The sequence below is a fragment of the Paenibacillus tabacirhizosphaerae genome (assembly GCF_040812395.1).
In the GTDB taxonomy this organism is placed as follows: domain Bacteria; phylum Bacillota; class Bacilli; order Paenibacillales; family NBRC-103111; genus Paenibacillus_E.
On the sequence record NZ_JBFNXH010000010.1, the window covers coordinates 32,090 to 45,469 of the forward strand.

10 protein-coding genes are annotated in these 13,380 nt (G+C 50.7%); all 10 read right to left on the reverse strand.

Annotated features, from left to right (window positions below; all coding sequences use genetic code 11):
* Positions 1–79: 79 nt before the first annotated feature.
* Positions 80–1,258, reverse strand: a complete 1,179-nt coding sequence (locus ABRS97_RS17705) for an ABC transporter permease (protein ID WP_367816081.1) — start codon at positions 1,256–1,258, stop codon at positions 80–82.
* Positions 1,255–1,977, reverse strand: coding sequence for an ABC transporter ATP-binding protein (locus ABRS97_RS17710; RefSeq protein WP_367816083.1), 723 nt, complete (start codon positions 1,975–1,977; stop codon positions 1,255–1,257). Before ABRS97_RS17710 ends, ABRS97_RS17705 begins: the two co-directional genes overlap by 4 nt.
* Positions 1,978–2,001: 24 nt before the next feature.
* A complete protein-coding gene (locus ABRS97_RS17715) occupies positions 2,002–3,675 on the reverse strand; it encodes a permuted SH3 domain-containing protein (RefSeq protein ID WP_367816085.1) in 1,674 nt (557 codons plus the stop codon).
* Positions 3,676–3,947: 272 nt separating this feature from the next.
* Complete coding sequence (locus tag ABRS97_RS17720; protein WP_367816086.1) at positions 3,948–5,063, reverse strand: hypothetical protein; 1,116 nt, start codon at positions 5,061–5,063, stop codon at positions 3,948–3,950.
* A 528-nt stretch (positions 5,064–5,591) separates the two neighbouring features.
* The gene (locus ABRS97_RS17725) at positions 5,592–7,109 is read right to left on the reverse strand and encodes a sensor histidine kinase (RefSeq protein ID WP_367816088.1); all 1,518 of its coding nucleotides are present in this window, start codon (positions 7,107–7,109) and stop codon (positions 5,592–5,594) included.
* Positions 7,106–7,789, reverse strand: coding sequence for a response regulator transcription factor (locus ABRS97_RS17730; RefSeq protein ID WP_367816089.1), 684 nt, complete (start codon positions 7,787–7,789; stop codon positions 7,106–7,108). Before ABRS97_RS17730 ends, ABRS97_RS17725 begins: the two co-directional genes overlap by 4 nt.
* A gap of 742 nt (positions 7,790–8,531) precedes the next feature.
* Positions 8,532–9,434 carry a UTP--glucose-1-phosphate uridylyltransferase GalU gene (gene galU / locus ABRS97_RS17735; RefSeq protein WP_367816091.1) on the reverse strand — a complete coding sequence of 301 codons (903 nt, stop codon included), beginning with the start codon at positions 9,432–9,434 and terminating at the stop codon, positions 8,532–8,534.
* A 1-nt stretch (position 9,435) separates the two neighbouring features.
* Entirely contained in the window at positions 9,436–9,840 is a 405-nt protein-coding gene (locus ABRS97_RS17740) for a GtrA family protein (RefSeq protein ID WP_367816093.1), read from the reverse strand.
* Positions 9,837–10,805, reverse strand: a complete 969-nt coding sequence (locus ABRS97_RS17745; protein WP_367816095.1) for a glycosyltransferase family 2 protein — start codon at positions 10,803–10,805, stop codon at positions 9,837–9,839. The genes ABRS97_RS17740 and ABRS97_RS17745 overlap by 4 nt, the downstream gene beginning before the upstream one ends.
* Before the next feature lie 99 nt (positions 10,806–10,904).
* The gene (locus tag ABRS97_RS17750) at positions 10,905–13,169 is read right to left on the reverse strand and encodes an ArnT family glycosyltransferase (RefSeq protein ID WP_367816097.1); all 2,265 of its coding nucleotides are present in this window, start codon (positions 13,167–13,169) and stop codon (positions 10,905–10,907) included.
* Positions 13,170–13,380: the final 211 nt, after the last annotated feature.

The following is a 13,380-nucleotide window of genomic DNA, read 5'->3' on the forward strand; positions in this document are numbered from 1 at the left end:
CCTTTGGATTGCTTTCTTCGTAAGCATAGGCTGAGCAATCCTTTGGATTGCTTTCTTCGTAAGCGTTGGCTTTACTATTTTAGTCGTAGCGAAGGGCGTCGATTGGTTTTAATTTAGATGCTTTATTGGCTGGATACAATCCAAAAATGACGCCAACTAAAGCAGAGAACAGGAAGGCATACATGCCTACGCTGAGCGAAAGGCTCGTTTCTTGGCTGGGATTGATGTAAGGCCACGCCAGGGATAACGCAACCCCGACTATGAGACCGATTAAACCTCCCAGGCCGCTTATCAAGGTCGCTTCAACAAGGAATTGAAGCAAAATATTTCTGCGCTTGGCGCCAATGGACTTGCGAATTCCGATTTCCCGCGTTCGCTCGCTGACTGTAACAAGCATAATATTCATGATGCCGATACCGCCTACAATCAGTGAAATGGCAGCCACAGCAACCAATTGATTCGTAAGTGAACTGGATGCCGACTGTCTCGCGCTAATCAATTCCGATGAATTGAAAATATTGTAGCCTGACGTGCTTTTGAATTTATTGGCGAGATAGGCTTCCAAAATTCTTTGAACCCGGCTCACATCATCGCCGGACGCCGCTTCGACATAAGCTGTCCGTATCGAGCCAAGCTTGAAATCCCTGCTCATTGTCGGCAACGGCACGATAACGGAACTGTCCAAGGAGGTCCCGCTTGTATTGGAGCCTTTGGTTTGCAAAACCCCAATAATCGTGTAGATGTACCCGTTTACGTTAATTTCTTCATCAATGGGATCTTCGGTGCCAAAAAACTGCTTAGCCACATCGGTGCCAATGACAGCAACGTGATTGCGATAGTCAAGATCAGCCGCTGCGAGGAAACGCCCGCTGCCGATTTTGCCTTTTTGCAAATCCAGGTAACGGTCATTCGTCCCGATAACACTGTACGTCTCCGACGTGCGGTCGTACTTGATGTTCGTGCTGCTCCTTGTCATGGTTGGTGCGATGGCGCTGATGCCGGGCGTACTTTCCAGCTGCATGACTTCATCGTAATTCAGTTGAGTGGCGCGGCCGTTACCCATCAGATTAACCGTCAGCAGGTTCGTGCCCAGTCCTTCATATTGTTTTTCAATGGCTTTGGACGTGCCCTGACCAATCGATACAAGCGTGATGACCGAGCTGACGCCAATAATGACACCGAGCATGGTCAGCACGGAACGCAGCGGATTCGAGCGCACCGTGGCCATCGCCATTTGAAATAGCTCCCAAATTCTCATAAGATTACCGCCTCCTGCGCCAGCAGCTTCGGCATGGGCTCATTTCGCACATCCTTAATGATTTCCCCATCGCGCAGCGTTACGACACGCTTGGCGTTATCGGCAATGTGATTGTCGTGGGTAATGAGTACGATGGTGTTGCCCTGCCGATTAAGTTCTTTAATCAACTCGAGTACCTCGATGCCGGTCTTCGAATCCAGCGCTCCCGTAGGCTCATCCGCCAAAATCAATGACGGGGAGATCGCCAGCGCTCTCGAAATCGCGACCCGTTGCTGCTGACCGCCGGACAGCTCACTCGGCTTGTGATGTCCCCTTTGGCCCATCCCTAGCTTCTCCAGCATTTGCTGCGCGCGTTCTTTGCGTTGTTTGGCCGGGATGCCCGCGTAAATCATGGGCAGCTCCACATTTTCAATCGCAGTAAGCCTAGGCAGCAGGTTGAACTGTTGGAAAATAAAGCCGATCTTCTTATTCCGCAGCTCGGCCAGCCCATTATCCAACATCTTCTCCGTGGAAACGCCATCCAGAGTATACGTCCCCGAGGTCGGGCTGTCGAGCAGCCCAATCGTATTCATCAGCGTCGATTTGCCTGATCCGCTGGGGCCGATGATGGCAACAAAGTCGCCTTCCGCAATGTGCAGCGTAATGCCGCGCAAAATTTGCAGCTCTTCTTCGCCCCTGGCGTAGCTCTTCGTAATTTGATTCAGTTCAATAATGTTCATTGGATTGGCTCCTTTCCGGGGCTGCTAGTTTCGTCCGCCGCCTTGGTTTCCGCCGCCTGCGTTGCCACCGCCAGAGAAACCTCCGGCTCCACCACCTGGGAAGCCGCCTCCGCCAGGGAAGCCACCTTGCATTTGCTGCTGGTTAGTCGTCGTCGCTTTCCGTGTCGGCATTACAACCTCATTGCCTGCTTCCAGGCCGCTCGCCACTTCCACCTGCGTTTTGCTGCGGATGCCGACCTTGATTTCATGCTGCTCTTCGACAGTGCCGTCCGCTTTTTTCAACGTGACCGTTGTCTTGCCCTTCGTCGTCGTCACCGCCTGAATCGGCAGAACCAGAATGTCTTTCTTATCCTGGATATAAATTTCTGCGGTTGCCGTCATGGCGTATTTCAAATCGTTTTGCGCTGTGTTTGGAATGGCCACAACCGCATCATACGTCGTTACCCCGTTGGACGTAGTACCTACATTAGAAACGGAGGTGATTTCGCCATCGAACGATTTGCCGGATATCGCGTCAACCTTCACGGTTGCCTTCTGGCCGACCTTGATGCTCGTCAAGTCCAGCTCATCTACCGCAATAGCTAGCTGCATGGTACTCAGACTCGCTACGGCGCCTAGTGTTGTGTTAGCTTCAACTTGAGCGCCTGCCGGATAATTGCGCAGCACATTACTTTTACTGTTGGCAAAATCTGCAGAGAACACGCCGTCAAATGGCGCTGTAATCGTCAGTTGCTTGACTTTCTGATCAGCGTCATCCACTTTAATCTTCTGACTATCAATAGCTGCTTCCTTGGAAATGATATTATTCTGCAAATCATCGTTGAACAGTGTTGCGATCAGATCGCCCTGTTTTACCGTTTCTCCATCCTTGAATTTCATCGTTTTCACCGTACCGCTAGCCTCTGAGAAAATAGCTGCCGTACGCACATAGTCAAGCGCTGCTTGATCGGAAGATTCGACCTTGCCGTTACCGCTGCCAATGCTGCCTTTCACTTTCAAACCAGCTGAGAGTGTGCCATCATTGGTGACAAGCACCTCCACAGCAACCATTTTATTCCCACCCGCATCCGCTTTAATTTCGTGACCGATCGTATTCACGGTACCGACCTTGGATAACAAGTAACCATCCACCGTAAGCTCGACATTGTCGCCTTTTTTCAACTGTACAGCCTCTTGCAGTGAGAAGGGCAGGCTTACTTTGAATTGCGTTGTATCTGAAATCGTTCCGATTTTCGTTGTTTTATTGACTTGGCTGCCAACATCCAAATTGGAAGCTAGCGTAAGCTTGCCGCTGAGTGGTGCCGAAACTGTCATATGATTTTGTTCGTTCTGAAGCTCCGTCAATTCTTTCTCCAGTTGAGACAAGCTGACTTGGGCCTCTTTGAGGTTTGCTTCTGTAGAAGGCACGGAAAGTTCGACGAGCACGTCGCCCTTTTTGACTGCTTGATTTTGCGTCAAATTCATCGTTTTAATGATGCCATCCACGGGGATGACGATATTTTGCTTATCCTTCGCATCCAACTGAGAGGTACCCGATACCGTGGAGGTAATAGCCCCCTTCGTTACCTTCATTACCGTTTGCTGTGTGGCAGTTGCTGCGGGTTGCGATTTCTTATGTAGGTAGAAATAAGTGCCTGCTCCACACAACATAGCAGCTAAGACCACAATGATCCATTTCTTCTTACTGCCCAGTTTCATCCATAAATCCCCTCTCCAAGTTCCCAAGACATCGAACGTCTTAGTCATCTACATCTTCACAAGACTAAGTGTAAGGGGCAAGGCTGAAACCCTTCTGAACGTAAGCTGAAAGTAAGTTGAATACAAGCTGAACGTTTGCTGAAAGCCCCTCTCCAATAACGAACTCTCGTTCCGCTAATCTGTTTGCTGTCTCCAAACACGCCAAAGAACCTCCAACCCACTTCAAATGTGAGTTGGAGGTTCCCTTTTAATCCGATACTACCGCAGCTTCATTATTCAGCAGCCGGAGCAGCAGGCGCTGCAGGGGCATCGCCCGCTGGGCGGTCGTGCTGGAATCCGCCTTTATTTTCAACAAATTTCTTGATGGAATCCGTCATGCCGTCCTTGATTTTGCTGATCAGATCGTCTTCGCTGATGCCTTTAGCCGTAGCGATTTCGGCAATAGACTTGCCAGCCTCCTGCTCGGTTCTCAATTCATCCGCGGTGATGCCGAGAATGGTCGCGAGCGTGTCGGGATTGCCGAAGCCCATGCCGCCTCCGTGACCGCCACGGCCTCCTTCATGGCCGCCAACAGGCCCCGTGCCTTCGATCTGCTTCGTCAGGCGGTCGGACAAACCGGAGATGATTTTATCCGCTTGCTCTTGTGTAAGTTTGCCAGAAGTTACTTCGGCATTAATCGCTGTCGTCTCAGCCGCCACCAGCTTCTGCAAGAGGTCCGCTTCGGTTGTACCCTTCTCTACAGCAAACGCCGCTAATGTTTTGCCGGCTTTCAGCGCTTCTTCAACTGCCGTTTGCTCAACGTTCAAGATCGTAGCCGTTTGCTCAGTCAGCTTACCGCCGAAACCGCCGCCTTGACGTCCGCCGCCTGGGAATGGACTGCCCCCGCCTTGAAAGTTTCCGCCTCCCTTGTTGCCAAAGCCTGCATTCTCAATTTGCTTCGTCAGTTGATCGGACAGACCGGCAATCACTTTATCCGCTTGCTCCTGTGTGATTTTGCCCGCGGTCACTTGCGCGTTAATCGCTGTCGTTTCAGCCGCAACCAGCTTTTGCAAAAAGTCTGCTTCCGTCAACCCTTTTTCCTCCGCGAAGGCGGCCAATGTTTTGCCGGCTTTCAACGCTTCTTCAACTGCGCTCTGCTCAACGCTCAGGATGGTTGCCGTCTCTTTCACGACACTAACTCCTTGACGTCCACCGCGATCGCCGAAGCCTCCGCGCCCTTTGCCGTCTTGTCCCCAGCCCTTGTCCGCTTGCTTCGCTGTTGTGCTGCTGGAAGTCGTGCTCGCTGTATTTGCGTATGCTTGGTTATGTAAGGCTCCCACAAATCCAACTCCAAGTACGAAAGACGCGATCATTGTGCCTGTGATGATTTTTCTGCCAATAGTTTTCATGTTTGTTTCCACCTTTATATTTTAGTTTTGTTTGCTGCTTACAAGACTAAGTATAGGTGCCTTACCTGAAATACATCTGAGTGCAAACTGAAGATTCGCCTAGCGTTACCTGAGAATTGGCTGAAAAAGCCAACCATGCCTGAGCCTGCATGGAAAATGAAAGGCTTGACCTGCATTCAGGTCTTCGGTTGAAGCCTGGCGTTCGGTCCTACGAGCTTGAAGGTCAAGTCAACTTAGTCGTCCCAGACGGAACTACGATGTGTTTTCGCTCTGAATACTGCCATTCAGAGCCATGAAGAGGATCTACGATCCGCTAAGTAGGTTCATTCCCTCCTAAAACCACCTAAAACCAGCTTTTTCCCATCAATAGCGAACCGTAGTTCCGCGAAATCGCGGTAAAAGCGAATTTGACTCCACATAAGGTACCCTGGTTCCGTTTCGCAGGACAGAACGATCTTCGCTCAAAGCAGGATCCCCTGACATATACGAAAAAAAGAGCCCGCCCCGGCTTTTACCGGGACCGAGCTCTTAATGGCCTGCAGGAAGCGTCACACGGAATGTGCTGCCGCGGCCCACTTCACTATCGACTTCGATGGTTCCTCCGTGCAGTTCTACGATCGATAATGTGATCGATAAGCCTAGACCCGCGCCGCCGCTCCTTCTCGCCCGAGAAGAATCGATACGGTAGAAGCGGTCGAACAAATGGGCCTGATGCTCAGGCGCAATACCCGGCCCATTATCCTGAACGGCGATTTCGACGCCAGCTTGCGTTGTTTCTACCGTCAGGCCGATTTGCCCCGTAACCGGATTCGTATGCTGAACGGCATTGTGAAACAAATTCAGCACGACCTGCTTCATTTTGTCCGGATCGTACATACAACGCGCCCCGGGCTGTAGTTTCAAAGTCACGGTGCGCTCGCCCGCCAGAAGGCGAAGCTGCGATTCCATCTCGCGGAGCATCTCATCCAGCATCCCTTCCGACTTCTGGAAAGTCGGAGTGCGGTCTAAACGTGCGAGCAGCAGCAGGTCCTCGACCAGCTTGTTGATCCGCACGGACTCGCCATGCATGCTCTTCAGCGCTTTCAGCAGCTGCTCGGGCTGATTGTAAGCCCCGCGAAGCAGCACTTCCAGGAAGCCGTGAATCGAAGTCAGCGGCGTGCGAAGCTCATGCGAAGCATCCGCCGCGAAGCGCCGCATCTGCTCCTTCGCCTCTTTCTCGGCTTCGAATGAAATCTCCAGCCGCTCCAACATGCTGTTGAAGGAGGTGGCGAGGCTGTCGATTTCCATTTGGCCCTGATGAGCCGGGAAGCGTTCATTCAGGCTGCCGGCGTCAATGCGTTTAACCGTATCCACCATATTGGATAACGGCACCAAGGTGCGCCGCAACACCGGAAGAAAACCTAGCAGTCCAACAAATAGGGCTAACATAGAAAGAAGGAAAAAAGTGAGAAGCTGACGAAACAGCACATCTTTAATAGGTTTAGTGCTTACGCTCGCCTGAATAATTCCCTTGATATCCTGAGATCTCTCGGAATTTCTGCCGATCTGATGAAAGACGATCAACTGCTCGTTGCCGCTGCTATCCTTAATGGTTTTGTAAGGTGCCGGCTTCATTCTCGATTTCATTAAATTTAAATATTCATCTACCGATAGCTCAGGTGTGGAAAGCCCATTTTGCGAGGTGATCAGCTTATAGGCGCCTTTTTCATCAATAATCGCTATAGATAATTCCGGAATGAAAATTCGTGGAAAATCTCCGTTATTGTCCGTGCGGTCATCCCGCATACCATCTCGCTTCGGCACAAAAGGATTCAACCCTTTTTCGGGCGACTCCCCTATCCGCTGCCAGGTATTCGGCGGAAGCGTCATCAACTGATTGCTGATGGTTTCCGCCTTATTTTTATACAAGAATTGCTGCATGAAAATATATTGAAAAACACCAATGAGCAGCAGCAGCACCGACATGACCAATAAGGTCCGCGACAATAATTGAAATTTCAGCGAACCGGTGGCAAAAAGCTTAAAGAACCGGCCCCGCTTCTTCATGTCAGATCCATCCGATACCCCGCGCCGCGAATCGTGCGGATCAGCTTATGCTCTTTATCGTTCAATTTATCGCGCAAAGATCGAATGTACACCTCGACGATATTCTCTTCGCCGCCGAAGTCATAGCCCCAAACTTTATCCAGAATCATGGTCTTGCTGAGCACAAGCCCATGATTGATGGCCATGAATTTGAGCAATTCATATTCCGTTGGGGAGAGCTCCAGCACACGATCGTAGATGGAGATTTCCTTACGACGATCATCCATGCGAAGCGGCCCGATCACGACTTCGCCGAAGAGATTCGGGAAATGATTGCGAATCCGCGCATAGATGCGGGCAAGCAGTTCCTCGAAGCTGAACGGTTTGATCATATAATCGTCTGCTCCGAGCGTAAGCCCCTTCACCCGATCGTCGACCTCATCCTTAGCGGTCAGCATGATGACGGCGACATTGTCTGTCTTTTTGATCATCCGGCATACCTCGAATCCGTCCATCCCAGGCATCATCACATCCAAAATGGCAATATGCGGTTGGAATTTATTGCAAATCGTAATGGCGCTCAACCCGTCCTGAGCCGTCATCACTTCAAAGCCTTCATTTTGCAAGCCGAGCTCCAAAAATTCCAAAATGTGCGGCTCATCGTCCACGAGCAATATTTTAATCCCTTTTAATTGGCGCATCTGCAAAATCCTCCTGAGTTTCATCTTCCTTTACACGAGTTCTATACTCATTATCCCATATCCTGCCTGAAAGCAATCTGAGTGAAACCTGAAAGATACCTGAAAGTTTCAAAATTCAAGCAGCAGCCTCGGAAATGCGAAAAACCGTCAGGGAAAACATCCTCACGGTCCTTTGTGTCTAAACCCATACGTTTGAGCATAGGGAGTGGACTTAAGAATGGGGTTCCGACCGTTTCTTGAAATCGTCTTTCATTGAATTTACTTAGTTGGTAATAAGACGATTTCAAATACGGGCGCTAACGCTTCTCCACCCCAATCCCATCCCCTCTTCTGTTCTACTTTTGAGCTGCCTTCCACTTCTCTTTTCCATCACGGGTTATCGCCAGCTGTAACGACGGAACTACGGTGCGTTATTTCTTCGAATTCCCTATTTTTTCACAGTCACGAGGAACTGTGATGCGTTAAACAGGCAATTGCTAGCGTAAAACTCCTAATTTCTGATGCATAGCGTACTGCAGTTCCGCGAACCGCCCACTTAAGCCGATATAACTAGCCATAACGCACCGTAGTTCCGCTAGCCCGCTCAGGATAACGTCCTTCAAAGAATCCAATGGTTCGGTGAACCGCTTACAGTAGTACCATCTCTCCAAACCAAGCTTGCTCCCCTTCAAACAACATATGAATTTGGCGTCAAAAAGCCGGACCCTTGGCGGACCCGACCTTTTCATAACAACCTGTTCAATTAAACGACCCTCCTCTTAAGCTTCTCCTTCCCCAGCTCTTTCTGTACTAACATATCCAGATATGCCAGCAGCTGTGGTCGAAGCTCCTCTCTTTGCAACCCCAGTTCCACGGTGGCTTTCATATAACCGAATTTATCGCCGATGTCATAGCGGTCACCTTTGAGTTCCAGCGCCATTAGCCCCTCCTGCAGGCACATGCTGCGCAGCGCGTCGGTTAACTGATATTCGTTGCCCGCTCCTCGCTCAATCGTTTGCAGCACCTCGAAGATCGAGGGCTTCAGAATGTAACGGCCCATGATCGCCATGTTCGACGGGGCTTGCTGCGATGACGGCTTTTCCACAAGGTCGCTAACCCGGTAGGTACGGTTGTACGAAGCTTCTGCCGCGATAATCCCGTATTTGCTCACATCCGCTTGCGGAACCTGCTGGACGCCGACCACCTGCTTATTCGTTGCCTCGAAGATCTGCATCATTTCCATTAAAGCCGATGTTTCCGAGCTCATAATATCATCACCTAGAAGGACAGCGAACGGTTCGTCCCCAATGAAAGGCTCCGCGCACAAGATGGCGTGTCCCAGACCGAGCGGTTCTTTTTGCCGGATATAGTGGATGCTCGCCATATTCGAAATGCTCTGAATTTCGCTAAGCAGCTCCAGCTTCTCCTTCTCAAACAATGTCTGCTCCAGCTCGACGGATTTGTCGAAATGATCCTCAATCGACTTCTTGTTGCGGCCAGTTACAATCAAAATGCTTTCAATACCGGCCTGCACCGCCTCTTCCACAATATATTGAATGGCGGGTTTGTCGACAATCGGCAGCATTTCCTTAGGTTGAGCTTTCGTGGCGGGTAGTATGCGTGTGCCAAGTCCGGCGGCAGGAATTACGGCTTTTTTGATTTTCATGTTAAATCACTCCTTCTTCCATCGTTTTGGAATCGTTGAATACCCATTTGCGGCTTCCGATATAGTTAAAAATCACACCCGATCCAGTAGCCGTTAGTTTGCTGAACCATAACGACCACCCCCAATGCTCGGTAAACCAGACAAGCAAACAGGAGGTCAGCAGCATCAGTACGGCGTTCAAACTGACAAATTTGACGAATTGCCCCTTCTTGTCGCCGCTGCTCTGGAAGGTCCACGTTCGATTCATAAAAAAGCTGTTCAGCACGCCGCTGGTAAAGGAAATGCTCTGCGCCAGCAAATACGGCCAGCCCCACAGGGTGAGGAGCGTAAAGACAGCGAAATCAATCCCCGTATTCACGGCTCCAACCAGCCCGAATTTCATCCATTGTGCGATGAACTTGTTCATACGATGCTCTTGCTTCGGCGCTCTTTTTTCTTCAAGCCGTAGCAATCGCGAACGATATATAAAGGGCGGCCCTTGGACTCATCGTAGATTCGTCCGATGTATTCACCGACCACACCGAGAATAATCAAAATAAACCCGCTAAAGATCAGCTGAATAATCGCTATCCCGTTCCAGCCTCCCACCGTCGTATCGGTGAACAACTTCAAATAGAGCACAATCAACAGGTACAGCAGGCCTGATGCAGATAGTGCGCCTCCCAAGTAGCTGGCTGCTTTCAACGGCTTGATGGAGAAAGAGGTTAGACCGTCCAAGCTAAGCTTCAGCATTTTTTGGAGCGGGTACTTCGTTTCCCCAGCCGCTCGCTCATCGCGTACATACTCGACGGATGTCTGGCGGAAACCAACCCAGCTGACAAGCCCGCGAACGAAGCGATTTTTCTCCGTCAGGCGGCGCATCTCATCGCAAACCTTCCGGTCCATCAGCCGGAAATCGCCAGTATCCACAGGAATCGCAATATCCGTCGATGCCCGCAGAATACGGTAGAACAGGTGAGCCGTCTTCTTCTTGAAAAAGGTTTCTCCATTACGTCTGGTGCGCTTAGCGTAGACGACATCGTAGCCCTCTTTCCACTTCGCGATCATCTCCAGAATAAGCTCCGGCGGATCCTGGAGATCGGCGTCGATGACGACGACCGCCTCCCCGTTTGCATAATCCATACCCGCCGTAATGGCAATCTGATGACCGAAATTCCTAGAAAAGTTGATGAGTTTCACTCGCTCATCCCGATCGCTGAAGTCCTGGATCATAGCTGCCGAATTGTCTCGGCTGCCGTCATTGACGAACAGCAGCTCATACGTATCGCCCGTCTGGTTCATGACTTCCCGTAATCTTTGATACGTGTCTGTTATGACTTCTTCCTCATTGAAAACTGGAATGACTACCGAATATCGCACATGATTGAACATAGTTAGCATCCTCCTTAGAGCTTTCCAATGGAAAGCTATCTTCGTAAACGTTGCTGGGCTTTACATGAGCCAAGCAGACATCCTGCGATCAGGCTTACTTTATAAGGAATCGTAATTAATCTCATACAGGGTACTAGAACCACCCATTCCTCCGCCCATAGGCCCACCCTGAGCTTGGCCTCGACCGTCTCTGCCGTCAACGTTTCTTCCATCGCTTTGCTGACCATCTTGAGTTTGTTGATTGCCAGACTGATTCGTGGAATCCAACTGCTGAGCCTGATCTTGAGCCTGCTCCTGCCGCTCAGCTTGCTGACCTTGTTCGGCCTGCGCCGTTTCTGTTTGATACTCGCTTTTTGCAACTTCGGTACTGTGCGCTTTGATCCATGTTGTGATTTCCGAGCTTCCGCTTTCGCCGCCGCCAAATCCGCCGGAAGAGATCAAGAAATATTTAATCTCTTTGTTCTGTACCATTTGTTTCAATTTATCGACCGTGAGGATCGGGTCGGAGCCGGAGAAACCGCCCATCGCCATCACCGCTTTACCGGTTTGGATAATGTAAGAGGAAGCATCCGTGGCTCTCGATACCGCGAACAAATACTTCTCTCCTGTGTTGTTTTTCGTCACATAATCAAGCAGTTTCGTATTCACTTCGCTGGAGCCTCCCATGCGGGAACCGCCCCTACCGGCGTTTGTTTGCAAGCCTGGTCCTGCTTCTGGCAGCATGCTGTTCCCGCCGTAAAGCAGTGGCGTCGCTGCCCAATAGAGCGGTGCGACGAGCAAAGCTATCAAGCCTAGTATTATTGCAGTGCGAGCCAGCTTCTCTTTCTTAGAAGCGAGTACCAGGACAAGAACGGCAACGGCACCTGCCGCGCCGACGCCAATTGCCCAACCTGCGCCGATTTGCTGCATATAAGGATAAAGAATGTAGACTTGGAAAGCGGTAGTAACCGCGACGCCTGTAGGCAGCAACCACATTTTCCAGCCTGCTCTGTCGCGATACAAGTTCCAGAGCTCAGTCAAACCCGCTCCAGCCAGTGCCGCGATCGGCGCAGCCAGCATGATCAGGTAATACTGATGGAAGAAGCCCGCTACACTGAAGAATGCCGCCGCTGGAAGCAACCAGGCTAACCAGAATAAAGCTTCGAACTGCTTGGCGGTAAAAGGTTTCTTCCGGCGAATGCCGATGAGCAGCGCCAGCGCTCCGAATGCAGCAAGTGGCAACAGCCAGCTAATCTGACCGGAAAGTGCTGATTGGAACAGCCGCAAAGGTCCTGCTGTACCTGTATTGAAGGCACCGCCGCCGCCATTGCCGCCTCCGGGGCCTCCTTGGCCGTCGAAGCTAGGCGGCATCTGACCATCTGCGGCGAATCCGCCATCCTGACCGGTCGGCATCGAGCCTGAGCCATCCGTTTGGGCTCCATCTTGCACAGCAGCTGCGCCACTTCCGGCGCCGTCTTGCATGACGCCATCAGCGCTCGCGCTCTTCCCATCTTGGATGCCGTCGCGATTGCGACCATCGTCCTGCTGCGTAAAGCTGCCGTCCGGTCTGGCACCGCCGCCTCCGCCAGGTCCTTGATTGCCTGTCAAACGGGATACCCCGTTATATCCGAAAGCAAGCTCCAGCACCGAGTTCGTTTGGCTGCTTCCCATGTAGGGACGTTTGTCCGCTGGAATCGAATCTACAATGACTGCCCAGGATAGAGACAGGGCAATCAGCACAGCCGTCGCGCCAGTCAGCACTTTAAGCTGCTTTTTCCAGTTCACTTTACTTGCAAATATATAGAAAAGATAGAAAGCTGGAACTACCATGTAAGCTTGAAGCATTTTCATATTGAAGGCGACGCCGATCATCGCAAAAGCGGCTACAACCCAGCCCCATTTACCTCTGCGAACACCGCGCATCAACATCCATGTCGCAAGAACGAGCGTGAACACGAGCATACTATCCACATTGTTCGTACGGCTGACTGCCGCGGCAATCGGCGTACAAGCGAACACCAAGGACGCTAACCGCGCTGACGTTTTTCCAAACGTCGGTTTCATAATGAAATACATCAAAAGCACCGAACCCACGCCAGCTAAAGCTTGCGGTAAAATCACGCTCCATCCATGCATGCCGAACACATAAGCACTAATGGTTTGAATCCAGAAGGTAACCGGCGGCTTATCCACCGTTACATATCCAGCTGGATCAAAAGAAGCAAAAAAGAAGTTATGAAAACTTTGCAGCATACTCGTTACTGCCGCTGTGTAATACCCGTTCACCGTACTGTCCTGCCAAATGTTATACATGTTCAGAAAAGCAGCTAATAACGCTATGCCTACGAGGAAGAAATCGATTCTTGTACTTTTTAATCTCGTCATCTTTTTATCTACACCCCTATCTTCAAGTCTTCGATGGGAACTTATACCGTGTCCCTCGCTTACAATTAACACTTTACCCACCCTTCCTGAATCTTGGCTGAATACCGCCTGAGCATTTCGTGAAAGCTTCCTGAGACTTATCTGAATCCCTGACCAGACCCGATTTTCAGTATTCCTTCAGCAAATTATCAAGTGAATCTCAGTTAACGCT

What these genes read in the sequence shown, in the direction of transcription:
- galU (WP_367816091.1), bottom strand. Translation starts at nt 9,434, where the DNA reads ATGAAAATCAAAAAAGCCGTAATTCCTGCCGCCGGACTTGGCACACGC.
- ABRS97_RS17715 (WP_367816085.1), bottom strand. Translation starts at nt 3,675, where the DNA reads ATGAAACTGGGCAGTAAGAAGAAATGGATCATTGTGGTCTTAGCTGCT.
- ABRS97_RS17730 (WP_367816089.1), bottom strand. Translation starts at nt 7,789, where the DNA reads ATGCGCCAATTAAAAGGGATTAAAATATTGCTCGTGGACGATGAGCCG.
- ABRS97_RS17740 (WP_367816093.1), bottom strand. Translation starts at nt 9,840, where the DNA reads ATGAACAAGTTCATCGCACAATGGATGAAATTCGGGCTGGTTGGAGCC.
- ABRS97_RS17725 (WP_367816088.1), bottom strand. Translation starts at nt 7,109, where the DNA reads ATGAAGAAGCGGGGCCGGTTCTTTAAGCTTTTTGCCACCGGTTCGCTG.
- ABRS97_RS17750 (WP_367816097.1), bottom strand. Translation starts at nt 13,169, where the DNA reads ATGACGAGATTAAAAAGTACAAGAATCGATTTCTTCCTCGTAGGCATA.
- ABRS97_RS17745 (WP_367816095.1), bottom strand. Translation starts at nt 10,805, where the DNA reads ATGTTCAATCATGTGCGATATTCGGTAGTCATTCCAGTTTTCAATGAG.
- ABRS97_RS17710 (WP_367816083.1), bottom strand. Translation starts at nt 1,977, where the DNA reads ATGAACATTATTGAACTGAATCAAATTACGAAGAGCTACGCCAGGGGC.
- ABRS97_RS17720 (WP_367816086.1), bottom strand. Translation starts at nt 5,063, where the DNA reads ATGAAAACTATTGGCAGAAAAATCATCACAGGCACAATGATCGCGTCT.
- ABRS97_RS17705 (WP_367816081.1), bottom strand. Translation starts at nt 1,258, where the DNA reads ATGAGAATTTGGGAGCTATTTCAAATGGCGATGGCCACGGTGCGCTCG.